The following is a 25,497-nucleotide window of genomic DNA, read 5'->3' as shown; positions in this document are numbered from 1 at the left end:
AGATAAATCAGTTAAAAAAGTCATTTTTTGGACAATACCACACGCTTGTAATAAATTGGCTATATCAATCCAAAACTTAAAAAAATGCTATAAGTCGGTTCATTATAAAATTTGGTGACTGAATCAACCATCACCTTGAATAGGTAAATACACAAAATTTAGGGTAGTGCCTTTCAATCTGATTTTCTAGTTAATTTCTTAATAGCAAACGAGCAAATAGGAATAATCTCACGCTTTTCTTGCTGTAATTTTTCTACTACAAGGTCTAATAAATTATCTGCAATACCTTGACCACGATACGCAGAATCAACATAAGTATGATTAATAGTAGCTTTATCTTTCCCTACCCTTGTAAAGGTCATTTCAGCTATTTCTTTATTATTAGCATCACAAGCATAAAAACGATCATTATCTTCTAAAAAATGTAGTGTCATAAAATTACCAATATAACATTGTAATTAGTTTACTATGATTCACATCCATACTTGATAAATAAAAACTCTTTTATTATTAAAAGCAACCTAATTCCATATCGACTCATTTTAAAGGAGTTAGTAGATAAACAAATAGGTGACTGTCATAAAATATCATTTTTACCAGTTCACCTATTAATAAAACAATCAGATATTTATCTACTACTAATTATGCTTAAATGGCACAATTAACAATTTAAAATAATCGTTTGGCTGTATTGTATAGATCCATATCAAATGGACGCTTCATATTATTGATAGCATCTATAATATCGTGATGTACTAATTTACCATTTTGTACGCCAACGCTTCTACCTGCATAGCCTTGTAGCAGTAATTCAACAGCATAAGCCCCCATACGAGACCCCAAAATACGATCATAAGGGACAGGAGAACCACCACGTTGAACGTGCCCTAATACTGTGGCACGAGTTTCGTGATGAACAGCAGCTTCAATGTCTACTGCAAGTTGATTTACATCACACATATGTTCTGTAACAGTCACAATTGCATGTTTTTTACCTTTTGCAAAGCCTAGTTTAATTTCTTCGATTAGATCTTCCTTCGTATAAGAAACCTCTGGAATAATCATAAATTCACAACCACCAGCAACTGCTGCATTTAAGGTTAAATCACCACAATCTCTCCCCATTATTTCAATAACTGAAATTCGGTTATGTGAAGAACAAGTATCACGTAATCTATCGATTGCTTCAACAGCAGTACTAAGTGCAGTAAAATACCCTATAGTATAATCAGTACCACGAATATCATTATCAATAGTTCCTGGTAAACCAATACATGGAAAACCTTCTTCAGTTAATCGCATTGCGCCCATATATGAACCATCACCACCAATAACAACTAAAGCATCAATTTGATGTTTTTTTAGATTAGCAATGGCTTTTTGTCTTACAGCTTTATCTTTAAACTCTGGAAATCTAGCCGAACCAAGAAATGTACCACCACGAGTAATAATATCAGATACACTTGAACGCTTTAGTTGAACAATGCGATCTTCACAAAGTCCCATATAACCATCATAAACACCAAAAACATCCAACCCTTCTGATAATGCTGTTCTCACTACACCTCGAATAGCAGCATTCATTCCTGGAGCATCGCCACCACTGGTTAAAATACCTATTTTTTTTATCATATAAAATAACTCCAAATTATTAACTTTTAGTTATTATAGAGTCTTAACAGATATCTAACAATAGACAATAAAAGCTATTTTTGATTAAGTTTTCTACTTCATCATTTCGATGGGCACAACAGAAATTGGATCTTGATGAATAATCACCGTTGCAGGAGAAAATTCTTTAGAAATATGTTTTTCAATAGCATCAGCAATGGCATGAGCAGTGATTAAAGGCATATCATCGTCTAATTCAAGATGCAATTGAATAAATTTGAGAGGGCCTGCTTGGCGGGTCTTTAGATCATGAAAACCTCTTACATCTGGATATGAAGCAACAATTTCAGCTATTCGCAAATTATCACTATCTGGTAAAGCATGATCTAATAGGTCTTTAATTGCATTATGTGCAATGTGATAAGCATTATAACAAATATACAAAGCAATAAAAATTGCAAAAGCCGCATCAGCATAAGTAATGCCATACCAACTTAAACAAAGTGCAATTATAACAGCAATATTCAACAACATGTCGGAAGAATAATGCAACATATCGGCTTGAATAGCATTACTTTTAGTGATTTTTACAACATATCTTTGATACAAAACAAGAATGCATGTCACTACAGCAGAAACAGTTGAGACAATAATCCCCAATAAAGGTTCCTGCAGTTCATTCGGATAAATAAAAGAGCGAATACTAGAAAGTAACAAAATTATTGCAGAACCAATAATAAACGCGCTTTGTAATAATCCTGCCAAAGATTCGGCCTTGCCATGACCAAAAGTATGATCAGCATCTGCAGGCTTTAGTGCATAACGAACTAAAAAAAAGTTAACACCAGAAGCAAGTAAATCGATACTTGAATCTAATAATGAAGCAAATAAACTTATTGAACCAGTAAACCAACAAGTAATAAATTTAATTAAAATTAAGGAAATAGAGATTGAAACGGCACCTAGCGTCGCTCTTTTAACTAATTTTTCATACAAATGTGAATTTGACATTTAGTACCTATTTATTGATAGGATTCAATTCCCAAAGGAAGAACTAATTGCCGAGCAATTTCAGCTGCTTTTATTCGGCCTAACAACGCATCTATAATTTTTAAAGCAAAATCAATAGAAGTTGCGGGACCTTGGCTAGTAATAACTTTATACAACTCATCAAAATAAACTCTATCGGACTTCCAATTTTTAAACGCCTCTTTAGTGGTTGGATAACCAGTCATATATGCGTGTGGAAATAAGTTATGATGTTGTAAAACCATAGCTGGAGAAGCACAGATTGCAGCAACAATACCGCCACTTTCGTGCGTTTGTTTCAATTTTTCGATTAGCAATGGACAATCTCGAAAATTTTCAGCGCCTTTAACACCTCCAGGTAAAACAACAACATCAAAATCAATGTATTGAACATCCGAAAGTATTTTTTTGGCCAAAATGGTTACCCCTCGAGAACATTCAATTTCACGAGAATTTGAAATACTTGCAGTAGTAACTTTAATATCAGCTCGGGTTAATAAATCGATAGTGGTTACTGCTTCTGTTTCTTCACAACCATTCGATAAAAACACCAATGCTTGCTTTGTCATCATTACGCTCCTTTTGAAAAAACAACTTATTAATTTTTTAGCGAAAATGAATTATTTCACCCTTTCAATATTGGCGCCTAATTTTCTTAATTTTGCTTCAATATTGTCATAGCCTCGATCTATATGGTAAATACGATCAACAGTGGTTAAACCTTCAGCAATACAACCAGCTAAAACTAGACTCGCTGACGCCCGCAAATCCGTCGCCATCACTTGTGCACCGCTCAAGGTTTCAACACCATGGGTAATTAAGGTATTACCTTCAATTTCTGCTTTTGCACCCATGCGAATTAGCTCAGGAACATGCATAAATCGATTTTCGAAAATGGTTTCTTTAATGATTCCTGTACCTTCAGCAACCATATTTAGCAATGAGAATTGTGCTTGCATATCAGTAGGAAAACCTGGATGCGGAGCAGTATGAATGTTAACAGCTTTTGCCCTTTTTCCTTGCATATCTAAACAAATCCAATCTTCACCTACCTCAATCTTAGCACCAGCTTCCTTCAATTTAGAAAGCACCGCATCAAGTAGGGTTGGATCAGTTTTACGGCAAGTGATTTTACTTCTAGATATAGCTGCCGCAACTAAAAAAGTCCCTGTTTCAATACGATCAGGAACTATTTCATGTATACCACCACCTAAACGTTCAACCCCTTCTATCTCAATACGCATTGTACCAGCACCAGTAATTTTAGCGCCTAACATATTTAAGAATTTAGCGGTATCAACAATTTCAGGTTCACATGCTGCATTTTCGATGATAGTTTTGCCTTCAGCTAAAGTTGCGGCTGACATAATCGTAACGGTCGCGCCAACACTCACTTTATCCATGACAATATGAGTACCTTTTAGTTTTCCATTGACTGACGCTTTAACATAGCCTTCATCAAGTGCGATTGTCGCACCAAGTTGTTCAAGACCACTAATATGAAGATCAACAGGTCTTGCACCAATAGCACAACCGCCAGGTAATGAAACTTGTCCTTGCCCAAAACGAGCGACAAGAGGACCTAAAGCCCAAATTGAAGCACGCATAGTTTTTACTAGCTCATAAGGTGCACAGTAGTTATTCAGATGACCTGCATCAAGGTAAATAGAATCATTTCGTTCATATTTTACACCTAGCTGGCCTAGCAATTCCAAAGTTGTATCGATATCTTTTAATTTAGGAACATTTCGAAGTTCTACTGGTTTTTCTGCCAAAATTGCAGAAAATAAAATGGGTAGCGCAGCATTTTTTGCGCCAGAAATAACCACTTCGCCATTTAGCGATGTTGGACCTGTTACGTGAAACTTTTCCATTGTTAACTCTTATGCGTGATAAATTGGCGATTATTATAGAAGCTATTTACTAATAGTTAAATGAATTTCATTAAAAATTGAAAATATCGCTTTTTTGAGATCAATTAAAACAACTAAAAATCAATAAGTTAAAAATTTTATCTTATTTTGAATATAGTAAATAATTACGATTAATCAATGATTGACTCAAACAAATTAGCGTCTTATAGTGAATATACTATTTTCACATACAATTTGGGTTATATGATATAGACCGCAAGGCGCCATTATTTCAATACGATAATATTCAGTCGAGGGAAAAATATATTTGATTCACTTGCAAAAACAAGTCAGATTAATAACAAAAATAAATTCATTAAAAAAGAACGTTTATATCTAATTTTATACTGAAACACATAGTTACCTGAAACTTTTTTACAAGTTAACTGGCATAGAGAAGTGCTCATCTTTAATAGTCACACATAATTTAATTTGCTAACATAAATGGATTTTAAACATGGTAAAAAAGAACTACACAATAACATGGATTACGATATCGCGATTATAGGACTAGGGCCTGCTGGCAGTACGCTAGCCCGTTTACTGAGTCCTTCATTCAAAGTCATTGCATTAGATACAAAACATAAAACGGGAAATGGCGGATTTCATAAACCTTGTGGGGGACTATTAGCAGATGATGCACAAAAAGCCTTTGCTAGGCAAAATATAAACTTACCCGCTGATATTTTAACTGATCCTCAAATTTTTAATGTCAGAACTTATGACTTACAAACCAAACTTGTTCGCAATTATCAGCGGAGTTATGTAAGTTTTGATCGGCACAAATTTGATCTGTGGCTAAAGTCACTAATACCATCAAATGTAACAGTCCTTCATAATACACTCTGTAAAGAAGTAAGACGCATTATTGATGGTTATCAGATCACTTATCTTGATGAAAATAAAAATGAACACAACGCCACTGCTCAATATGTGGTCGGTGCTGACGGTGCCAATTCTCTGGTTAGACGAATGCGATATCCTCAACATACGATAAGACAATATGTAGCGATACAACAATGGTTTATAGAGCAACATCCAACGCCATTTAATTCTTGTATATTCGACAATGAATTAACAAATTGCTACTCGTGGAGTATTTCAAAAAATGGTTATTTTATCTTTGGCGGTGCTTTCCCTAAAAAGGTAGCGAATCAAAATTTTGAACAATTAAAAGAAAATTTAACTAAACAAGGGTTTATTTTTGGTAAACCTCTCAAAACAGAAAAATGTTTAGTGGTCTATCCAAATCGGCTACGTGATTTTTATACTGGTAATGAAAATATTTTTTTAATTGGTGAAGCTGCTGGTTTTATTAGTGCAAGTTCGCTAGAAGGTATTAGCTATGCTTTAGATAGCGCTGAAATTTTAAGTAAAATATTAAATAGTGGCCATCCAAAACCTAATAAATGTTATTATCAACGTACAATACCATTACGCTTCAAACTTTATAGTAAAATTGTTAAAGCCAAACTATTAACAACTCCTTTGTGGCGTAAATTAATAATGAAAAGTAAGATTCAGCATATTGAATAACTTAAAATAAAAAAATAATAATGAAATATATTGGGAAATATTAATTATGTTTGATGTAAACGATCTGATCCGTTTTAACCACGAATGGTCAGAAAAAATAGAGCAAGAAGATCCTGAATTTTTTAAACAACTTGCAGTTGAACAAAATCCTAAATTTTTATGGATCGGCTGTTCAGACAGTCGTGTGTCAGCAGAAAAACTCATTAAGTTAAAGCCAGGTGAGTTATTTGTGCATCGTAATGTCGGTAATCTTGTAATACACACTGATTTAAACTGTTTATCTGTCGTTCAATATGCAGTGGATGTACTTAAAATTGAAGATATCATTGTTTGTGGTCATTTAGGTTGTGGTGGAATTCGTGATGCGGTTGAAAATCCTGATTTAGGGCTAATTAATAACTGGTTACTGCATATTCGTGATCTTTGGTTTCGAAACAGCTCACTTCTAGGGGAATTTCCACCCGATATCCGTTTGGATGTTTTATGTGAACTTAATGTAATCGAACAAGTATACAATCTTGGACACTCTACAATTATTCAATCTGCATGGCAACGAGGTCAAAAGGTTAATTTGCATGGTTGGGTTTATGGAATTCATAATGGCAAAATTACTGATTTGCATATCACTTCATCAAGTAGCGAAAATCTTGAAATTAACTACCGAGAAGCTATTTCTTATCTTCTAAATTTACATAAATCTCACTAATTAGCCCATGATTTTTATTTAAAACGATGGATAACTTGATTGCTGCTTCCTCGCCATAATAGGCGAGGATCAGCAAGTTCCTGCACAAATTTCCCATCAATTAACACATCAATATAAGGAATAACCGCTTGTTGTTCAGCTGTTAACTCATCAAGCTTATACCCAGTCCAAAGCCAAATATCTTTATTATCGCACTCAGATTTAACACGTTGGACCAGTTTTAATATAGTTGCAACGTTTTTAGGATGCAAAGGATCACCGCCAGAAAGCGATAATCCTTGACGTTTTATTTCAGTATCTTGTAAATCTTTAATGATTTGATCTTCAAGTGCTTGTGTAAATGGTAAACCAGAATTTACTCCCCATGTACTTTTGTTATAGCAACCTGGGCACTGATGTACACACCCGGCAACAAAAAGAACACAGCGAGTTCCTTCCCCATTAACAACATCGACAGAATAATAACGATGATAATTCATAAATATTTATTGATTATTAACCAATTTGACCATTATTTAAATGTTTAACTCGACGTTTTACTTCTTCTTGTTTACCTGCATTGAATGGGCGGGCATCAGGACTACCTAAATATCCACAAACACGACGAGTAACCGATACTTTTGAAGAATCATGATTACCACAACTTGGGCAAACAAAGCCTTTGCTGGTACAAGAAAATTCACCGGTATAACCACATTCATAACATTCATCTATTGGCGTATTAGTCCCATAATAAGGAACTCGTGAATAACTATAATCCCAAACATCTTCTAATGCTTTGATATTGTTAATCATATTTGGATATTCGCCATAACAGATGAAACCACCATTAGCAACTTGAGGATAAGGTTTTTCAAATTCGATTTTTTCGTACGGATTAACCTTTTTCTCAACATCAAGATGGAAACTGTTAGTGTAATAACCTTTATCAGTAACACCTGGAATTACACCAAATTCAGCCGTATCAAGTCGGCAAAATCGATCACATAAATTTTCGCTTGGTGTGCTATATAAACTAAACCCATAACCGGTTTCGTTCTTCCATTGATCCACCGCATTACGTAAACGCTCAACAATTGCCACACCTTTTTCGCGTAATTTATCACTATCAAATGGATGCGTTTGATTTCCGTAAAGTGCATTTAATGTTTCATGAAGACCAATATAACCTAAAGAAATTGAAGCTCGCCCATTTTTGAAAATTTCAGAAACATTGTCATCTTCGTTAAGCCTTACACCACAAGCACCTTCCATATATAAAATTGGTGCCACTCTTGCTTTTACGCCATCAAGTCTAGCAATACGCGTCATTAATGCTTTTTTACATAGTTCTAAACGTTTATCTAAAATTTCCCAAAATCGAGCTTCATCACCTTTAGCTTCAATAGCTATACGAGGCAAATTTAGACTAATTACACCTAAATTATTGCGCCCATCATGAATTAACTGGCCGTTTTCTTCATAAACGCCCAAGAAACTTCGACAACCCATTGGCGTTTTAAATGAACCCGTCACTTCAACAACTTTATCGTAATTTAAAATATCTGGGTACATCCGTTTACTTGCACACTCAAGTGCAAGTTTCTTAATATCATAATTAATATCGCCCTGTTTATGGTTAATACCATCTTTAATGGCAAAAACAAGTTTTGGAAAAACTGCTGTTTTATGATTTTTACCTAATCCTTTGATACGAACTTTTAAAATAGACTCTTGAATTAAGCGTGATTCCCAACTAGTTCCTAAACCAAAACCAAAAGTAACAAACGGAGTTTGTCCATTAGCTGTGTGTAAAGTGTTTACTTCATATTCAAGAGATTGAAATGCATCATAACACTCTTTTTGAGTGCGACTTTCAGCATAAGCTTCTGGATTTGGGATATTCCATTCTTCAGCCACTTGTTTGTGTTTGTTATAACTAATAGTAACAAACTTTGCTAAAACTTCATCGATACGATTAATGGTCGTGCCACCATAAATATGGCTAGCCACTTGCGCTATAATTTGTGCAGTTACCGCAGTTGCTGTAGCAATTGATTTTGGAGGCTCAATCTCAGCATTACCCATTTTAAAACCATTTGTTAACATACCATCTAAGTCAATTAACATACAGTTAAACATAGGGAAAAATGGCGCATAATCTAAATCATGATAATGAATTTCACCACAATCATGAGCACGAGAAATATCTTTAGGTAATAAATACTGCTTTGCATAATGCCTTGCTACAATACCCGCAAGTAAATCACGTTGAGTTGGAATAACCTTGCTATCTTTGTTAGCATTTTCATTTAAAATGGCGACATTACTTTGCTCAATTAACCCTCGAATATCTTGATTTAGACGGCTACGTTCTTCTCGAGCACGATCACGATCATGACGATACTCAATATAAGTTCTCGCTAATTTTTTATAAGGGCCTGACATTAACTGATTTTCAACTGCATTTTGAATTTCGTTGATATCAACACTTTCACGTTCGCTCATTTGATTAGTAACAACACGAGCAACCGTTTCGCAATAATCAGGATCATGAACATTCGTCGCCACAGCTGCTTTGACAATTGCATCTTTAATTCGAGTCTCATTAAATGCAGTTTGACAACCATCTCGTTTTATTACTACAGGCATATATACTCCTCAATATCCATCAATAACTCGCGTTAGTCACAGGTGTTATACCAACATTAATATTCGTTGTTATTATTCATTTTTTATCAAATCATTAGTTTTTTGATATAATCCCGAGGCTTTCTACCGCTTAAATAACACTATATATAGTAAATAATATTCAATTATACACAATATATAGTGTTTTTCTAGGCTTTTTAATAAATGAAATCACTTGACAAATTTAAAATCAATAATGACAAGGAGTTATGAAATATTGAGATACAAAAGGGGAAAAAGCTATACAAAAGTGCAAACTTACTTGCACTCTTGTATAGCAAAATAAGATTATAAATTGAAAATATTAAGATTCAATATTTAACCAATCGGTATGGAACACACCTTCTTTATCAATACGCTCATAGGTATGAGCACCAAAATAATCTCTCTGAGCTTGAATCAAATTAGCTGGTAATACCGCTGATCGATAACTATCATAATAAGCAATCGCTGCTGAAAGTGTTGGAACAGCAATACCTTGTTGTACCGCTAAAGATACCACATCACGTAATGATTGTTGGTAAGCCTCAACTGTTTGATTAAAATAAGGCGCTAACAATAAATTATCAATCTCATTATTATCGGCATAAGCATCAGTAATTTTTTGAAGAAACTGTGCACGAATAATACACCCTGCTCTAAAAATCTTAGCTATTTCACCATAATTTAAATTCCATTGATATGTATGAGAAGCAGCTTTTAGCTGTGCAAAACCTTGTGCATAAGAAATAATTTTACCCATATACAGTGCTTTACGGACTTTTTCTATGAGCTCCTGCTTATCACCACTATAAGGCGCTTTTTGAGGACCTTTTAACACTTTTGCCGCCGCAACTCGCTGATCTTTAATTGCTGATAGATAACGAGCAAATACAGACTCAGTGATTAAAGATAAAGGCTCACCCAAATCTAAAGCACTTTGGCTGGTCCATTTACCTGTACCTTTATTGCCTGCCGCATCTAAAATCACATCAATTAAATAATTACCATCTTCGTCTTTATGCTTAAAGATATCAGCGGTAATTTCGATTAAATAACTGTCTAACTCGCCTTTATTCCAATCTGTAAACACCTCAGCAAGTTCATCATTAGTTAAACCAACAACATGTTTTAATACCGAATAGCTTTCAGCTATCAGTTGCATATCGCCATACTCAATGCCGTTATGAGCCATTTTTACATAATGACCAGCGCCATTTGGACCTATATAAGCAACACAAGGCTCACCATTAGCCTTAGCAGCAATCTTCTCTAATATTGGTGCAACTAATTCATAAGCCTCTTTTTGCCCACCAGGCATAATTGATGGACCTTTTAGCGCTCCCTCTTCGCCACCTGAAACACCAGTACCAATAAAGTTAAATCCTTCTGCTAACAATGTTTTGTTTCGACGAATTGTATCTTCAAAATAGGCATTCCCGCCATCGATAATAATATCACCTTTATCTAAAAGTGGACGCAACTCATCAATTACCGCATCGGTACCTTTACCTGCTTGCACCATAATCAGGATACGGCGTGGTTTTTCTAAAGAATTGACAAAATCTTCAATTGTATAATAAGGAACCAATTTCTTATCAGAATGTTCAGCCATGACTTGTTCTGTTTTATCTTTAGAGCGATTATAAATAGCAACAGAAAATCCTCGACTTTCAATATTGAGCGCAAGATTTCGCCCCATAACTGCCATTCCAATAACACCGATTTGTTGTTTTGACATGATTTGGCTCCTTTATTAAACCTCTATAACCTTAACCATAAGGTTTTAACAACACCTAAAACTTAATTAAGTTTTATAAATTACGCTATATTTTGCCATAAAAAAAGCCGTATCAGAATACAATACGGCTCTTTTTCATGACTTTAATGATATTTACTATCAACTGAATAAATCATGAACGTTTCATCATTTCGAAAAACTCATCATTAGTTTTAGTCATGGCAAGTTTATCGATCAAGAACTCCATTGCATCAGTCTCACCCATTGGGTTAAGAATTTTGCGTAAAATCCACATTTTTTGTAGTTCATCAGGCGAAGTCATTAGATCTTCTTTACGTGTACCTGAACGATTAAAGTCAATAGCAGGAAACACACGACGTTCAGCAATTTTACGCGATAAATGGACTTCCATATTACCTGTACCTTTAAACTCTTCATAGATAACTTCATCCATTTTAGAGCCAGTATCAATCAATGCTGTTGCAATAATTGTTAAACTACCACCTTCTTCCACATTACGTGCTGCACCAAAAAAACGTTTCGGACGATGTAATGCATTCGCATCCACACCACCAGTCAACACTTTACCTGATGAAGGAACAACTGTATTGTATGCACGAGCCAAACGGGTGATCGAATCTAATAAAATAATCACATCTTTTTTATGTTCAACCAAACGTTTTGCGCGTTCAATAACCATTTCAGCAACTTGAACATGTCTTGCTGCTGGTTCATCGAATGTCGATGCAACAACTTCACCTTTAACTAGACGCTGCATTTCGGTCACTTCTTCGGGACGCTCATCAATCATTAATACAACTAACTCGCATTCAGGATGATTAACCGCTAAGCTTTGTGCAATATTTTGTAAAAGCATTGTTTTACCTGCTTTTGGTGGTGCAACAATCAAGCCACGTTGACCTTTACCAATTGGTGATGCTAAATCAAGAACTCTTGCGGTGATATCTTCGGTAGAACCGTTACCTCGTTCCATTCGTAAACGAGAATTTGGATGAAGTGGAGTTAAGTTTTCGAAAAGAATTTTATTGCGGGCATCTTCTGGTTTATCGTGATTTACTTCATTTACTTTTAACAAAGCAAAATATCGTTCACCTTCTTTTGGCGGACGGATTTTACCTGCAATGGTATCACCAGTCCTTAAATTAAATCGTCGAATCTGACTTGGTGATACATAAATATCATCAGGACCAGCTAAATAAGAGCTATCAGCTGAACGCAAAAAGCCAAATCCATCTTGCAAAATTTCCAGTACGCCATCACCAAAAATATCTTCACCACTTTTGGCATGTTGTTTTAAGATTGCAAAAATAATGTCTTGTTTTCTAAGTCGGGCAAGATTTTCAAGCCCCATCTTTTTTTCTCCAAGCGCTACAAGCTCGGAAACAGAAGTGTTTTTTAATTCAGTTAAATTCATAATGTTAAAAATTCTTGAGGATAAAATTGATATGTTTGCAATTTAATATTATTTTTGTATATTTGTTTAATTCGCTTATAAAAAAGCTCTCTTACAACACTTAAATTCAATCGATTGCTAAGCTTTTGATGATAATTGAACATTTGAATATAGAATTTCACCACTTTACCAATAAAAACAATGAATTACAGAAAGGGATACATGTAAGAGAAGCACAGATTACACTAAAATCATTAATTTGTCTACAATTAATTGAATATAACTATTATAAATTAATAAATCTAGTAAAATTAAAGACACAAAAAAAGAGTAATGCAAAATTCATTACTCTATTAACCATATTATAAAAACATAAAGTAACTATTACAATTGAGGATTAATAAAATCTCTAAGTTGAGCTTTAGATAAAGCTCCTACTTGAGTGGCAGCTACTTGTCCGTTTTTGAAAATCAATAAAGTAGGAATACCTCGAATACCAAATTTAGGTGCTATATTGGGATTTTCTTCAATATTCAATTTGGCAATAACTATCTTATCGCTATATTCTTGAGCTATTTCTTCCAAAATCGGAGCAACCATTTTACAAGGCTTACACCATGAAGCCCAAAAATCAACGAGTACTGGTTTCGATGATTCATTAACTACTTTATCAAAAGTTGCTTCTGATAACTGAACGATATTATCACTCATTTTTGTCTCCTACATTTTTACTTTTTACAATAATAGAATACTTTGAATTTCTCTACTAGCAATTAGTATAATAGGATATAATTATTAGTGATGTCACTATATTTAGTGTGTTATAATCTGACAATTCTGATAATTATATTCACAACAATAATGATTCAATCATATCTTACCAAAACAACTTTTAGCCAATTTCCTCTTCATCCTTCAGTGTTAAAAGCACTTGAAAAAAAAGGATTTGTTTATTGCACACCAATTCAAGAAAAGACATTACCGCTAACCACTAACGGAATGGATATTGCAGGGCAAGGACAAACAGGAACAGGCAAAACCATGGCGTTTTTAGCATCAACATTTAATCACTTGTTGAATCATGAGCCTTTACCTGATCACAAAATAAATCAACCAAGGGCAATAATTATTGCCCCTACACGCGAATTAGTTGTACAAATATACCATGACGCTGAACGGCTATCTGAAGAAACAGGATTAAAATTAGGATTAGCTTTTGGTGGTGATGGCTATGATAAACAATTAAAAATGCTTTCCACAGGGGTCGATATTTTAATTGCCACAACAGGACGATTGATTGATTATGCAAAGCAAAATTATATTAATTTAGACGCAATTCAAGTTGTCGTATTAGACGAAGCCGATCGCATGTTTGATTTAGGATTTATCCGTGACATACGTTGGGTTTTCAAACATATGACACCACCACAAAAAAGATTAACCATGTTGTTTTCTGCAACATTAACACACAACGTGCGTGAATTAGCCTTTGAGCATATGAATAATCCTCAGTATATTGAAGTTGAACCAGAACAAAAAATTGGGCATCGCATTAAAGAAGAACTATTTTTCCCATCTAACGAAGATAAATTAGCACTTTTACAAACACTAATTGAGGAAGAATGGCCTGATCGTTGCATTGTGTTTGCTAATACCAAAGTAACTTGCGAAAAGATTTGGCGGCACCTTATCGCTGATGGTCATCGTGTTGGATTATTAACTGGTGATATTGCTCAGAAAAAACGTTTATCAATTTTAGAACAATTTACCCAAGGTCATCTTGATATTTTAGTTGCTACCGATGTCGCAGCCAGAGGATTACATATACCTAATGTTACTCACGTTTTTAATTATGATCTGCCCGATGATTGTGATGATTATCGTCATCGAATTGGAAGAACAGGGCGTGCAGGAGCTGGAGGTTACTCAATTTCATTAGCCTGTGAACGTTATTCGCAAAATTTACCTGCTATTGAAAAAGCAATTGATCATGCTATTCCTGTTAGCCAATATGATCCTTCTGCGCTACTGGTTGATTTGCCTCATCCAAAACCATTTAGACGTCCACCACGTAGAAAACCATCAAATTGACTAAACTAAATAGTAGATAGAAAACATAAATAATATCAACCATAAAAAATTATCTAAAAATGTAATTATACTTCATCGTAAAGCATTTTTAGATAACTGTTATTATTATGGTGATATTATTATAAGTACTTTGATCAACATAGCCAGTCAAAATTATTCTTTATATGAGTCATTATCCATCTGGTTTAAAAAACATTGATATTCAAGTTCAATTTCTTTTTTAGTCTCCTTGGACAAAGTTGCAACATGAAAACGATGTAAAGAACTATATAAAACAAACAATATATTAATGGAAATGGTTTCTTTTTTTTGTTTTATTTTATAATATGCATTCAAATAACCTACCTTTTGAAAGGTATCAACATCTTTAATTCCAACACTACACAATAACCTTTCTAACGACAAAGTCATATTTGGCAACTCTTTTATCCGTTTTGCTTTGATTTCGTTTTTTTCATATTGCTCTTTTTTAGTATACTTTATCACCATCTGTACCATAGAAAACAGTTTTTCATGATCCTTAAAAAGTTCATTACCTACCTTATAATAATCAAGCAATTTAGTAGACATGCCTGTCGTTATACTTAATGGCTGCATACCCAAATTAATAAAAAGTGAACGATAATCTGGATGCCCTCTTAAATAAAAGCTTTTTTGGGTAACCCAACCAAACATTATATCTTTACTATTAACACTAAATCCTCCAAAAAACGTTTTAATTGAAATATCTTCAACGTCAGAAAGCTCTGTTAAAATTCGATTTGCAAATGTTGAGCACATAATTAATTTCCATCTAAACTTTATTGAGTAACTGAAGTAACTTAATAGTTAATCTAAATTATAGTTATTTTATATTCAAACTATTTCTAAATTAATACATAAATATGCGATCTGCATTCCATATATAAATATAAAATACATTATTACTTGATAAATTATATTTTTGTGAAATTAAATTAATTTTTGTAAAGAGTTTTAGCAAAGAAAGACAAAGCTAAATAGTTAGAAAAAAAGAAAATAGCTTTAACATTGTTATTCTGTCGTAATAATTATACAATCACGGGGTCATTAATTTTGGTACCTAAATTTTGCCTAATCGAATCAATATGATAAAAAACATCATTACTCTATTTTTTATATTTTATTCTTTTATCGCATCAGCCGATAAAGTGCCATTGATTGATTCGTTAATGCTTTGCAACTCTGATTTTTTTAAAGAAGTTTATAGCAATAAAAATGAACTAGAAAAATATACTAATATAAAAGTTTTTAATAAAAATCAAGCCAATATTGTTATTGAAAATCGCTCTGATATAACTAAAAACTACGTTTATTTCAAAACTCCTATGACTTATAAAAACCTAACAATCATTGGCTATTATGATAGTGCCATGGATCTTGGCAAAATGGGAAAATATTATTTCTGGGGATTTATAATCGATAATGATATTAATCAAATCAAAGATGCTTTGAATTTTGTAGATTGGAAAAATATGGAAGATAACCTACTGTATATCGCAAATCCAAAGATTCGTAATATTAATGACGATCTCCAGACTTGGCATAAAAATACCGGAACTGTTGTCGGTGTTAAAACCATTCCAGCTCCAGATACCACCGAAAAACTGCTATTACTCGAAAAAAGCCCAAATATGAACCTTCTTATTTGTTCGATTCAAGGTATTGTGACTTCTGAGCTACTCAAACAAGAACGACCTGACATTCAGTAATTTAAACTAAATCGCAGATTCATCCATTTCGCCAGTTCGAATACGAATGACTTGTTCAACGTTATAAACAAAAATTTTGCCATCACCAATTTTACCGGTTTGTGCTGTCTTCATAATAGTCTCAATACACATTTCTAAAATATCATCAGACACAATAAGTTCAATTTTCACCTTCGGCAGAAAATCAACCATATATTCCGCACCGCGATAAAGTTCAGTATGCCCCTTTTGACGACCAAAACCTTTAACTTCAGTAACTGTCATACCTGTAATACCTTGATCAGCAAGTGCCTCTCGAATATCATCTAATTTAAATGGTTTAATAATAGCTTCAATCTTTTTCATATTTAATTTACCTTTAATTCAAGATCACCAATTTTTAAATCCAAAAGCAGAAGTAATAGGATAACGGCGACCTTTGCCAAAGTTACGAGCTGTTATTTTCGGGCCGACCGCTGATTGGCGACGTTTATACTCATTTATATCAACCAATTTAATAACACGCCTTACAGTTGCTTCATCATAACCTTGCGCAATAAGTTGTTCAACGGAAAGATCAAGTTCGACATAACCTTTCAAAATTCCATCTAAAATATCATAAGGCGGTAAACTGTCTTCATCTTTTTGATCTGGAGCCAACTCTGCTGATGGAGGGCGAGTGATCACTCTTTCAGGAATAACATAAGAACGAGTATTCCGATATTTTGACAATGCAAAAACCATGGTTTTAGGCACATCTTTCAGAACATCAAACCCACCAGCCATATCGCCATAAAGAGTTGCATAACCTACCGACATTTCACTTTTATTACCCGTTGTCAGCACCAGCCTGCGCTGTTTATTTGATAGTGCCATTAAAACAACACCACGACAACGTGCTTGAAGATTTTCTTCAGTAGTATCTTTTGGCGTACCAACAAACATTGGACTTAACGATGCCATAAACGCATCAAACATTGGCTCAATCGAAATAATATCAAATTCAACCCCTAATATTTCAGCTTCTTCTTTGGCATCAGCAATACTAATATCGGCTGTATAACGAAATGGCATCATCACTGCCTGCACTTTATCTTTTCCTAGCGCATCAACTGCAATAGCAAGGGTTAAAGCTGAATCAATCCCTCCAGAAAGCCCTAATACTGCACCTTGAAAGCCATTTTTAGTAACATAATCGCGAGTTGCAAGTACCAATGCATCATAAACTGAAGCTAATTGATCATTTCCATTATTATCAATTATCGCCTGATGATTTACACCATATTCAAAAGAAGAAACTTGCTCTTCAAATGATTTTAGCTGACAAACAATTTCACCAAGCTCATTACAAACAAATGATCCGCCATCAAACACCAGCTCGTCTTGACCACCCACTTGATTAACATAAATGAAAGGTAAACCTGTTCGTTTAACATGCTGTTTAACTAACTCTCGACGATTTTTCTGCTTGTCGCAGTCATAAGGCGAAGCGTTAATAGCCACAACAAAATCAGCTTGAGCCTTATGGATATTATCAACTGGCTCAAATTGCCAAAGATCTTCACAAATTAGTAAACCAATCCTTTTACCTTTAAAATCAACTACGCAAGTTTGATTGTCAGCCGTAAAGTAACGCTTTTCATCAAATACATCATAATTAGGTAATCGCTGTTTATGATAGCGAGCTAACAATTCGCCATCATAAAAAAATGAAAGGGCATTATAAATATTTTGATCTTGCCAATGCGGATGTCCAACAATAACTGCACAGTACCGACTCGCTTGTTGAATCAACGATAATGCTTTTTGGCAACGAGCTTTAAAATCAGAACGAAAAATTAAATCTTCGGGTGGATAACCACACAAAGCAAGTTCTGGAAAAATAATAAGATCATCGGATGAGTGGCTATTTATCAATTCAATAATCTGCTGAACGTTCCCTTCAATGTCGCCCACACGCCAATTTTTTTGTGCTAAAACAATAGATAAAGACATATAAAATTTAATATCACAAATCGAAATTATCGACAAGTTTAAATGATTCTAAGTTGCACTGCCACTTTTTTATCGCTAACATGCAACAATAAATCCACTTTGACTTGTCTGGAAATTAATATGCAAAAAACATTAAATGTAGCGCTAGCTAAACGCAGTTATCCAATCACAATTGGTGAAAATCTACTAAGTGAATTTCAACATTTTAAACTCCAAGCAGGGCAACGCGTACTCATTGCTACCAATGAAACCATAGCCCCACTTTATTTACAAACACTAATTGATATGCTTGAAAAGCATGGTGTAAAAACCGATTCAGTTGTTGTTCCTGATGGTGAAAAATATAAGACCATGGAAACATGGAATAGCATTTTGACAACGTTACTGGCAAACAATCATACTCGCAGTAGTATACTTATAGCACTAGGTGGAGGTGTGATTGGTGACATTGCAGGATTTGCCGCCTCAGCTTATCAACGTGGAATTAAGTTTATTCAAGTGCCTACAACGCTACTATCACAGGTTGATTCCTCGGTAGGAGGTAAAACAGCGATTAATCACCCACTGGGTAAAAATATGATTGGCGCATTTTATCAACCACAGTCGGTAGTGATTGATCTCAGTTGTTTAAAAACATTACCACAAAGAGAGCTTTCGGCTGGACTTGCCGAAGTTATAAAATACGGCATTATTTTAGATGCTAAATTTTTTGATTGGCTTGAAGAACACATCAACGATTTACTAAACCTAGATGTTAATGCATTAAGCTACTGTATTTACCATTGCTGTGAACTCAAAGCACAAGTGGTTGCTGCTGACGAAACAGAACAAAACATGCGAGCAATCTTAAATCTTGGTCACACTTATGGGCATGCCATAGAAGCAGAACTAGGCTATGGAAATTGGCTACATGGCGAAGCTGTCAGTGTTGGTATGCTAATGGCTGCACAAACAGCCAAATTACTTGGTAAATTGGATCAAACTGATATTGAACGAATTAAGAACTTATTAATTCGCGCTAAACTACCTGTTAACAGACCAAAAAAAATGTCAATTGAATCTTATCTGCCACATATGTTACGAGACAAAAAAGTATTATCTGGGCAATTAAGGCTTGTTATACCAACTAAAATTGGCCATGCTGAAGTGATAGATGGTATTGATAAAGATATGGTAATTCAGTCTATACAATTAACTTAATCTATAATTGATAACCAATAGTTGCATCATTTACATATAGAAATTAAACGTCTGGTTAAAGGCGGAAAGTCCATTGAAGTTAAATTAAGGCGACAAGCTAAACGCTATAACAAAACCTATCTGGGAGGAAATACTACAATACCAAACGTTTACCTTTACTTAAAAACGAAGCCAAACAAAAGAGGCGAGAGTATTTATTTGTCGGTCAGTATTGATGATTTTTCACAAGAGCTTTATGCAGGCATTTACTCCCAATAAATCCCGATTTAACTAGCACTATTTATACAAACAATGTGTTAACCCTATATCCTTTATCATTGAATGTATTTATTCCAAGAATGGACATGAATATCAAGGCACAGGTGAAGAGCTATTTGTTAAAACGTGTAACAACCATCGTATCCATCAAAAATTCACGAAACTAGCCTGTCCACAAACGAATGGGAAAGCTCAAAAGAGTGATACGATCTTTAATGGAAATGTAGAATAATCAGAAAATATTTAGCCATTAAAAAGATAGAAAACACAATATTAAACGATTTATTAACTATTATAATACAATTAAACCCCATAAAGCGATTTCGAAAAAAACGCCTTATAAGTTTTTAGAGGATTATTTTAACCATAAAGTGTAAATAACCCTGTATTTTCCTACAAAAGCGTTGTTATTTTTATTTTCCAGCGTAATTATAATAATATTTTTATAAATTTTTATTGGAAAACCAATCCTATTCTAGTTTAAGAATAGTTTTTTGCGATTAAACTATTGTCAAAAACTTTCAGGAAAACCTACGTTTAAATCAAAAATCATGATGAAAAATGACAAGAAAATAGATAAATCCACAAAATAATAGTCAATAATAACGACAAAAATACCGCCGCCGAGCCATAATCCTTTGCTCGGCCAGATAAATCATGCCTTTCAGAGCCAATACGATCAACTACACACTCAATTGCACTATTTATTAACTCAGTAATCATCACCACTCCAATTGAACCAAGTAGCAAAATACGCTCATAAATAGAGAAATCAATTAGCATTACAACAATATAAGCCACAACTAATAGAATTAACTCTTGGCGAAATGCAGCTTCATGTTTGATCGCCGATTTTAAGCCTTTTAAAGAATATTTTGTTGCTTTAAGGATACGTAGTAAGCCTGTCGATTTTTTCATTACAATATTCCAAATTTAAAATTACCTTACGTAGCCATAGTTCATCAAGCGTTGATATCTTCTTTCTAGTAATACAGATAAATCCATACTTTCAAGTTCATCAAGATCACTAAGTAACTGTGTTTTGAGTGAATTAGATACAACAGCATAATCACGGTGGGCACCGCCCAGTGGCTCAGCTATAATCGAATCAATAAGATTCAATTTTAGTAATTTATCTGCAGTCATATTCATAGCTTCAGCTGCAACTGGTGCTTTATCAGCACTTTTCCATAAAATCGAAGCACAACCTTCTGGCGATATAACAGAGTAAGTACTATATTGAAGCATATTAACTTTATCGGCAACCCCAATAGCAAGAGCCCCCCCAGAGCCTCCCTCTCCAATTACTGTACAAATAGTAGGTACTTTAAGACGTGACATTTCTCTTAAATTACGAGCAATAGCTTCTGCTTGACCTCGCTCTTCGGCACCAATACCAGGATAAGCACCTGGAGTATCAATAAAAGTAATAATTGGTAATTTAAAACGCTCCGCTAATTGCATTAATCGTAAAGCTTTACGATACCCTTCTGGAGCGGGCATACCAAAGTTCCGATAAATTTTCTGTTTTGTTTCTCGACCTTTTTGATGCCCAATAACCACCACAGATCTTCCATCAATACGAGCTATTCCACCAACAATTGCTTTGTCGTCAGCATAAGCCCTATCACCAGCTAATTCATCAAAATCAGTAAAAATTTCTTTCAGATAATCCAATGTATAAGGACGATTTGGATGTCTTGCTAGTTGCGCAATTTCCCAAGGAGTTAAATTAGCAAATATTTTTTTTGTTAATTCACGACTTTTTTTATGTAATTGCTTAATCTCTTTATCTAAATTAATATCTAATTCAACTTGTTGCGAATCAATATTCTTTAAGGAATTAATTTTTGCTTCTAATTCCGCTATCGGCTTTTCAAATTCCAAAAAATTGTTCATAACGCTTGTAATTGCCTCTTAATTTATTTGGTATTTTAAAAAAATACACATCTAATACAGTATACTGGCTAATTCTTAAAATAAAATTAATCCAATTCTACTATGTAATACTCATTGAAGTCACCTAAATTTATATTATTAGACTTCAACTATTCAAAATGTTATACCACTTACATTTAATTAAAGTAACATTATTTAATAAATTTAATTAATCAACCAGACTACTATTAACAAGTTTATTTTCTTATTCAAACTCAAATTCAATACGATCAATACCAATAAGTGTCTTTAATTCAATAATCAGAGCGTCCTCTGGAATAACCCTCCATGTCGTACCGAATTGAATCCTAACAACCGAATCACTCCGGTGATAATATAAGCTAACAGGCACACTACCATGACGATAAGGTTCTAAAACTTGTTGTAAACGTTGCAATATTGCTTGATTTGCTTCGCTTTCTGTTAATGTAATGGACAGTCCTTTTACATATTTAGTACGGGCATCTTTTAGATCAACAATATCTCGCACTGACATTTTAAAACCACCATTAAAATCATCATTACTAACTTGGCCTGTAACAATTAAGATCTTATCTTTTACGAGTAAATGTCCAAAATTTTCCAAAGATTCTGCAAAAAGCATACCATCAATACGACCTGAACGATCATCTAAAGTAAACAAGCCAATTTTTTTACCTTTTTTAGTAATTCGAGTCCTAGCATCAGTAACAATACCAGCAAAAGTAACTGTTTTTCCCCAGCCTGTCGGAGATGCTTCACTAATTCGCAATCCACCAGTATAACGATTTAATTCTTTTAAATATTGCGTTACAGGATGCCCTGTTAAATAAAGCCCTAAAGCTTCACGTTCTCCATCAAGCAAAACTTGATCGGGTAATTCAGGTACCGCAGCATAAGCATGCTCAACTTGTTCAGGTTCTTCAGCTAAGACTCCAAACATATCTTCTTGACCAATATCTTGAGCTTTTGCATATTGATCCGCTGCCTGCATTGCATCATTAATACTATGCAAAATAGCTGCTCTGTGAGGGCCTAATTTATCAAATGCCCCTGCCATAGTAAGTTTTTCAAGTACACGGCGGTTGATCTTTTTCATATCTGTTCGAGCACAAAGTTCGAATATATTTTTAAAATATCCACCACTATTACGTGCTTCAACAATTGCCTCAATAGGACCTTCACCGACACCCTTTATAGCCCCAATCCCATAAACAATCTCACCTTTATCATTCACATGAAAGTGATAAAGACCACTATTAATATCTGGTGGATTAACCTTTAATCCCATCCGTAAGCATTCATCAACCAAACCGACAATTTTATCAGTATTATCCATATCGGCAGTCATAACTGCAGCCATAAATTCTGCTGGATAATGAGTTTTTAACCATAATGTTTGATAAGAAACAAGCGCATAAGCTGCTGAATGAGATTTATTAAAACCATAACCGGCAAATTTTTCCACTAAATCAAAAATGCGCATGGAAAGCTCACCATCGATACCTTGCTTTTCGGCACCTTCTTTAAAAACAGAGCGTTGCTTTGCCATTTCCTCAGGTTTTTTCTTCCCCATAGCTCGACGTAATAAATCCGCACCACCTAATGTATAACCCGACAAAGTCTGAGCAATTTGCATAACTTGTTCTTGGTACAAAATAATACCGTATGTTGGTTCTAAGATAGGTTTTAATGATTCATGTTGATATTTAATATCAGGATAGGATACTTCTTCTCTGCCATGTTTACGGTCAATAAAGTTGTCTACCATGCCTGATTGTAACGGACCGGGTCTAAATAAAGCAACTAAAGCGATCATATCCTCAAAACAGTCAGGTTTTAATCGCCTTATTAAGTCTTTCATACCTCGAGATTCAAGTTGGAACACAGCTGTTGTTTCGGCTTTCAATAACAAATCAAATGACGCCTGATCATCGAGAGGAATTCGAGTAATATCGATAGGTTTATTTCCTTCTCTTAACTGACGTTCATTAATCATTTTGATTGCCCAATCAATAATGGTTAATGTCCTTAGTCCTAAAAAGTCAAATTTAACAAGGCCTGCATATTCAACATCATTTTTATCAAACTGGGTTACTGGGTGATTTCCTTCTGGATCACAATAAATTGGCGAAAAATCTGTAATCTTAGTTGGTGAAATTACAACGCCCCCAGCATGCTTACCTGCATTTCTAGTTACACCTTCTAATTGACGTGCGATATCAATTAATGATTTAATTTCTTCATTATTATCGTATAACTCCTGAAGTTGAGGCTCAACTTCAAAAGCTTTAACCAATGTCATTCCCGGATCTAAGGGAATTAATTTGGAAATCCGATCAACAAAGCCATAAGGATGTCCAAGTACTCGGCCAACATCCCTGATTACTGCTTTAGCCGCCATAGTTCCAAAAGTAATAATCTGAGAGACTGCATCACGACCATACATATCAGCAACATGATCAATTACTAGATCTCGCTTTTCCATACAAAAGTCGACATCAAAATCAGGCATTGAAACACGTTCAGGATTCAAAAATCGTTCAAAAAGTAAGTCAAACGCCAATGGGTCTAAATCGGTAATTTTTAAAGCATACGCAACTAGTGAACCCGCACCTGAACCACGCCCAGGTCCCACGGGAATATCATTATCTTTCGACCATTGAATAAATTCCATAACAATTAGAAAGTATCCAGGAAAACCCATCTGATTAATAACCGTTAATTCTGTTTCTAAACGCTCATCATATTCAGGTCTTCTTTGTTTTCTAACTTCTGGATCGGGAAATAAAAACTCAAGTCTTTCTTCTAAACCTTCACGCGATTTATGCACCAAAAAATCTTCGGTCGACATATCACCAGTAGGAAATTTAGGTAAAAAATATTCACCTAACCGGATGGTTACATTACAGCGCTTTGCTATTTCAACACTATTTTCAAGCGCTTCTGGTATATCAGAGAATAGTTCACACATTTCCTGTTCAGATCGTAAATATTGCTCTGCTGAGTAATTTTTAGGTCGGGAAGGATCTTCAAGTGTATTCCCATCATGAATAGCAACACGAATTTCATGAGCCTCAAAATCTGAAGCTTTTAAAAAACGAACATCATTAGAAGCAACCACGGGTAATTGATACTGTTCAGCCAATCTTACTGCACTATGAATAAATAGCTCTTCATTGATTCGTTTAGTCCGTACTAGCTCAAAATAAAAATGCTCATTAAAATTTTCAAGGTAAAAATTAATAGCATGCTCAATAATAGTTTGATTATTGCGAACGATACCGATACCAATATCACTTTCTCGTCCAGCTAATACAATTAACCCTTCTCGATGCTCAATTAACCACTCATTATCAACAACAGGCAAATCTCCAATGTATCCTCGCTGATAAGCTTTAGAAATCAATAAAGTAAGATTTTGATATCCCTGATTATTAGCTGCTAACAGAGTTAGATGATAAATATCATCAGGCAATTGAGAACTTCTAATAGCGAGATCTGCACCAATGATAGGTTTAATACCTTTTGACATTGCTGAGCCGTAAAACTTAACCAGTCCACAAAGATTAGTAAAATCAGTGATCGCAAATGCAGGCATCTGCAACTTGCTCATTTCATTTACTAATGCACCTACCTTAGCAATTCCATCAATCATAGAGAAATCACTATGTAAATGAAGATGAATAAATTTTGGTTCTGCCATAATTACCAGAAATGAAGGATAA

Annotated in this window: 22 protein-coding genes; 6 read left to right on the top strand and 16 right to left on the bottom strand. The window is 34.4% G+C overall.

What is annotated here, in order from left to right; translation table 11 throughout:
• Positions 1-173 precede the first annotated feature (173 nt).
• From ACGH6S_RS01680 to murA, 5 genes are all read right to left on the bottom strand, one after another.
• The gene (locus ACGH6S_RS01680) at positions 174-434 is read right to left on the bottom strand and encodes a GNAT family N-acetyltransferase (protein ID WP_034914455.1); all 261 of its coding nucleotides are present in this window, start codon (positions 432-434) and stop codon (positions 174-176) included.
• 235 nt (positions 435-669) lie between these two features.
• Positions 670-1,632 (bottom strand): 6-phosphofructokinase, encoded by a 963-nt coding sequence (gene pfkA, locus ACGH6S_RS01675; RefSeq protein WP_034914458.1) that lies wholly within the window; start codon positions 1,630-1,632, stop codon positions 670-672.
• A 93-nt stretch (positions 1,633-1,725) separates the two neighbouring features.
• Positions 1,726-2,622: a cation diffusion facilitator family transporter gene (locus ACGH6S_RS01670; protein WP_065589615.1), complete on the bottom strand. Its 897-nt coding sequence runs from the start codon at positions 2,620-2,622 to the stop codon at positions 1,726-1,728.
• Positions 2,623-2,633: 11 nt separating this feature from the next.
• A complete protein-coding gene (locus ACGH6S_RS01665) occupies positions 2,634-3,209 on the bottom strand; it encodes a DJ-1 family glyoxalase III (protein ID WP_366941226.1) in 576 nt (191 codons plus the stop codon).
• A 51-nt stretch (positions 3,210-3,260) separates the two neighbouring features.
• Positions 3,261-4,514 (bottom strand): UDP-N-acetylglucosamine 1-carboxyvinyltransferase, encoded by a 1,254-nt coding sequence (gene murA / locus ACGH6S_RS01660; protein WP_174798879.1) that lies wholly within the window; start codon positions 4,512-4,514, stop codon positions 3,261-3,263.
• A gap of 483 nt (positions 4,515-4,997) precedes the next feature.
• Between murA and ACGH6S_RS01655 the strand changes: the two genes are divergently transcribed.
• Together ACGH6S_RS01655 and can are read left to right on the top strand one after the other, a co-directional pair.
• Positions 4,998-6,089: an FAD-binding protein gene (locus ACGH6S_RS01655; protein WP_411578245.1), complete on the top strand. Its 1,092-nt coding sequence runs from the start codon at positions 4,998-5,000 to the stop codon at positions 6,087-6,089.
• A gap of 46 nt (positions 6,090-6,135) precedes the next feature.
• On the top strand, positions 6,136-6,795 hold the full coding sequence (gene can / locus ACGH6S_RS01650) for a carbonate dehydratase (RefSeq protein ID WP_034914468.1): 660 nt from the start codon (positions 6,136-6,138) through the stop codon (positions 6,793-6,795).
• 14 nt (positions 6,796-6,809) lie between these two features.
• Here can and nrdG read toward each other — a convergent pair whose 3' ends face one another.
• From nrdG to trxA, 5 genes are all read right to left on the bottom strand, one after another.
• Positions 6,810-7,274 (bottom strand): anaerobic ribonucleoside-triphosphate reductase-activating protein, encoded by a 465-nt coding sequence (gene nrdG / locus ACGH6S_RS01645; protein WP_174798878.1) that lies wholly within the window; start codon positions 7,272-7,274, stop codon positions 6,810-6,812.
• A gap of 16 nt (positions 7,275-7,290) precedes the next feature.
• Positions 7,291-9,426, bottom strand: a complete 2,136-nt coding sequence (gene nrdD, locus ACGH6S_RS01640; RefSeq protein ID WP_085163892.1) for an anaerobic ribonucleoside-triphosphate reductase — start codon at positions 9,424-9,426, stop codon at positions 7,291-7,293.
• Between the two features lie 343 nt (positions 9,427-9,769).
• Entirely contained in the window at positions 9,770-11,185 is a 1,416-nt protein-coding gene (gndA, locus tag ACGH6S_RS01635) for an NADP-dependent phosphogluconate dehydrogenase (protein WP_411578244.1), read from the bottom strand.
• A 172-nt stretch (positions 11,186-11,357) separates the two neighbouring features.
• Positions 11,358-12,620, bottom strand: a complete 1,263-nt coding sequence (rho, locus tag ACGH6S_RS01630) for a transcription termination factor Rho (protein WP_034910472.1) — start codon at positions 12,618-12,620, stop codon at positions 11,358-11,360.
• Between the two features lie 363 nt (positions 12,621-12,983).
• On the bottom strand, positions 12,984-13,310 hold the full coding sequence (trxA, locus tag ACGH6S_RS01625; RefSeq protein ID WP_085163891.1) for a thioredoxin TrxA: 327 nt from the start codon (positions 13,308-13,310) through the stop codon (positions 12,984-12,986).
• Between the two features lie 150 nt (positions 13,311-13,460).
• Here trxA and rhlB point away from each other — a divergent pair, with 150 nt between their 5' ends.
• Entirely contained in the window at positions 13,461-14,690 is a 1,230-nt protein-coding gene (gene rhlB, locus ACGH6S_RS01620; RefSeq protein WP_065609437.1) for an ATP-dependent RNA helicase RhlB, read from the top strand.
• Between the two features lie 153 nt (positions 14,691-14,843).
• Here the strand turns inward: rhlB and ACGH6S_RS01615 are convergent, their stop codons facing one another.
• Positions 14,844-15,470 (bottom strand): TfoX/Sxy family DNA transformation protein, encoded by a 627-nt coding sequence (locus ACGH6S_RS01615; RefSeq protein ID WP_174798876.1) that lies wholly within the window; start codon positions 15,468-15,470, stop codon positions 14,844-14,846.
• A gap of 326 nt (positions 15,471-15,796) precedes the next feature.
• Between ACGH6S_RS01615 and ACGH6S_RS01610 the strand changes: the two genes are divergently transcribed.
• Positions 15,797-16,420, top strand: coding sequence for a hypothetical protein (locus ACGH6S_RS01610; RefSeq protein WP_051634156.1), 624 nt, complete (start codon positions 15,797-15,799; stop codon positions 16,418-16,420).
• Between the two features lie 6 nt (positions 16,421-16,426).
• Here the strand turns inward: ACGH6S_RS01610 and glnB are convergent, their stop codons facing one another.
• The gene (glnB, locus tag ACGH6S_RS01605; protein WP_034910467.1) at positions 16,427-16,765 is read right to left on the bottom strand and encodes a nitrogen regulatory protein P-II; all 339 of its coding nucleotides are present in this window, start codon (positions 16,763-16,765) and stop codon (positions 16,427-16,429) included.
• 24 nt (positions 16,766-16,789) lie between these two features.
• Positions 16,790-18,394, bottom strand: coding sequence for an NAD+ synthase (locus ACGH6S_RS01600; protein ID WP_411578243.1), 1,605 nt, complete (start codon positions 18,392-18,394; stop codon positions 16,790-16,792).
• 120 nt (positions 18,395-18,514) lie between these two features.
• On the opposite strand from ACGH6S_RS01600, the gene aroB reads away from it, so the two are divergent.
• Complete coding sequence (aroB, locus tag ACGH6S_RS01595) at positions 18,515-19,594, top strand: 3-dehydroquinate synthase (protein WP_034910466.1); 1,080 nt, start codon at positions 18,515-18,517, stop codon at positions 19,592-19,594.
• Positions 19,595-19,615: 21 nt separating this feature from the next.
• Complete coding sequence (locus tag ACGH6S_RS01590) at positions 19,616-19,852, top strand: hypothetical protein (protein ID WP_174798874.1); 237 nt, start codon at positions 19,616-19,618, stop codon at positions 19,850-19,852.
• Between the two features lie 549 nt (positions 19,853-20,401).
• Here ACGH6S_RS01590 and ACGH6S_RS01585 read toward each other — a convergent pair.
• The 3 genes from ACGH6S_RS01585 to dnaE all read right to left on the bottom strand — a co-directional run bounded on the left by ACGH6S_RS01585 (position 20,402) and on the right by dnaE (position 25,475).
• Positions 20,402-20,770, bottom strand: coding sequence for a diacylglycerol kinase (locus ACGH6S_RS01585; RefSeq protein WP_034910464.1), 369 nt, complete (start codon positions 20,768-20,770; stop codon positions 20,402-20,404).
• Between the two features lie 21 nt (positions 20,771-20,791).
• Entirely contained in the window at positions 20,792-21,751 is a 960-nt protein-coding gene (accA, locus tag ACGH6S_RS01580; RefSeq protein ID WP_174798873.1) for an acetyl-CoA carboxylase carboxyl transferase subunit alpha, read from the bottom strand.
• A gap of 244 nt (positions 21,752-21,995) precedes the next feature.
• Positions 21,996-25,475 carry a DNA polymerase III subunit alpha gene (gene dnaE / locus ACGH6S_RS01575; RefSeq protein WP_174798872.1) on the bottom strand — a complete coding sequence of 1,160 codons (3,480 nt, stop codon included), beginning with the start codon at positions 25,473-25,475 and terminating at the stop codon, positions 21,996-21,998.
• Positions 25,476-25,497: the final 22 nt, after the last annotated feature.

The organism is Gilliamella sp. BG3 (assembly GCF_046635605.1).
GTDB lineage: Bacteria > Pseudomonadota > Gammaproteobacteria > Enterobacterales > Orbaceae > Gilliamella > Gilliamella bombi.
Note: the sequence above shows the minus strand (reverse complement) of the source record. Positions and strands in the feature narration are given on the sequence as shown.

What these genes read in the sequence shown, in the direction of transcription:
- ACGH6S_RS01680 (WP_034914455.1), bottom strand. Translation starts at nt 434, where the DNA reads ATGACACTACATTTTTTAGAAGATAATGATCGTTTTTATGCTTGTGAT.
- pfkA (WP_034914458.1), bottom strand. Translation starts at nt 1,632, where the DNA reads ATGATAAAAAAAATAGGTATTTTAACCAGTGGTGGCGATGCTCCAGGA.
- ACGH6S_RS01670 (WP_065589615.1), bottom strand. Translation starts at nt 2,622, where the DNA reads ATGTCAAATTCACATTTGTATGAAAAATTAGTTAAAAGAGCGACGCTA.
- ACGH6S_RS01665 (WP_366941226.1), bottom strand. Translation starts at nt 3,209, where the DNA reads ATGACAAAGCAAGCATTGGTGTTTTTATCGAATGGTTGTGAAGAAACA.
- murA (WP_174798879.1), bottom strand. Translation starts at nt 4,514, where the DNA reads ATGGAAAAGTTTCACGTAACAGGTCCAACATCGCTAAATGGCGAAGTG.
- ACGH6S_RS01655 (WP_411578245.1), top strand. Translation starts at nt 4,998, where the DNA reads ATGGATTTTAAACATGGTAAAAAAGAACTACACAATAACATGGATTAC.
- can (WP_034914468.1), top strand. Translation starts at nt 6,136, where the DNA reads ATGTTTGATGTAAACGATCTGATCCGTTTTAACCACGAATGGTCAGAA.
- nrdG (WP_174798878.1), bottom strand. Translation starts at nt 7,274, where the DNA reads ATGAATTATCATCGTTATTATTCTGTCGATGTTGTTAATGGGGAAGGA.
- nrdD (WP_085163892.1), bottom strand. Translation starts at nt 9,426, where the DNA reads ATGCCTGTAGTAATAAAACGAGATGGTTGTCAAACTGCATTTAATGAG.
- gndA (WP_411578244.1), bottom strand. Translation starts at nt 11,185, where the DNA reads ATGTCAAAACAACAAATCGGTGTTATTGGAATGGCAGTTATGGGGCGA.
- rho (WP_034910472.1), bottom strand. Translation starts at nt 12,620, where the DNA reads ATGAATTTAACTGAATTAAAAAACACTTCTGTTTCCGAGCTTGTAGCG.
- trxA (WP_085163891.1), bottom strand. Translation starts at nt 13,310, where the DNA reads ATGAGTGATAATATCGTTCAGTTATCAGAAGCAACTTTTGATAAAGTA.
- rhlB (WP_065609437.1), top strand. Translation starts at nt 13,461, where the DNA reads ATGATTCAATCATATCTTACCAAAACAACTTTTAGCCAATTTCCTCTT.
- ACGH6S_RS01615 (WP_174798876.1), bottom strand. Translation starts at nt 15,470, where the DNA reads ATGTGCTCAACATTTGCAAATCGAATTTTAACAGAGCTTTCTGACGTT.
- ACGH6S_RS01610 (WP_051634156.1), top strand. Translation starts at nt 15,797, where the DNA reads ATGATAAAAAACATCATTACTCTATTTTTTATATTTTATTCTTTTATC.
- glnB (WP_034910467.1), bottom strand. Translation starts at nt 16,765, where the DNA reads ATGAAAAAGATTGAAGCTATTATTAAACCATTTAAATTAGATGATATT.
- ACGH6S_RS01600 (WP_411578243.1), bottom strand. Translation starts at nt 18,394, where the DNA reads ATGTCTTTATCTATTGTTTTAGCACAAAAAAATTGGCGTGTGGGCGAC.
- aroB (WP_034910466.1), top strand. Translation starts at nt 18,515, where the DNA reads ATGCAAAAAACATTAAATGTAGCGCTAGCTAAACGCAGTTATCCAATC.
- ACGH6S_RS01585 (WP_034910464.1), bottom strand. Translation starts at nt 20,770, where the DNA reads ATGAAAAAATCGACAGGCTTACTACGTATCCTTAAAGCAACAAAATAT.
- accA (WP_174798873.1), bottom strand. Translation starts at nt 21,751, where the DNA reads ATGAACAATTTTTTGGAATTTGAAAAGCCGATAGCGGAATTAGAAGCA.
- dnaE (WP_174798872.1), bottom strand. Translation starts at nt 25,475, where the DNA reads ATGGCAGAACCAAAATTTATTCATCTTCATTTACATAGTGATTTCTCT.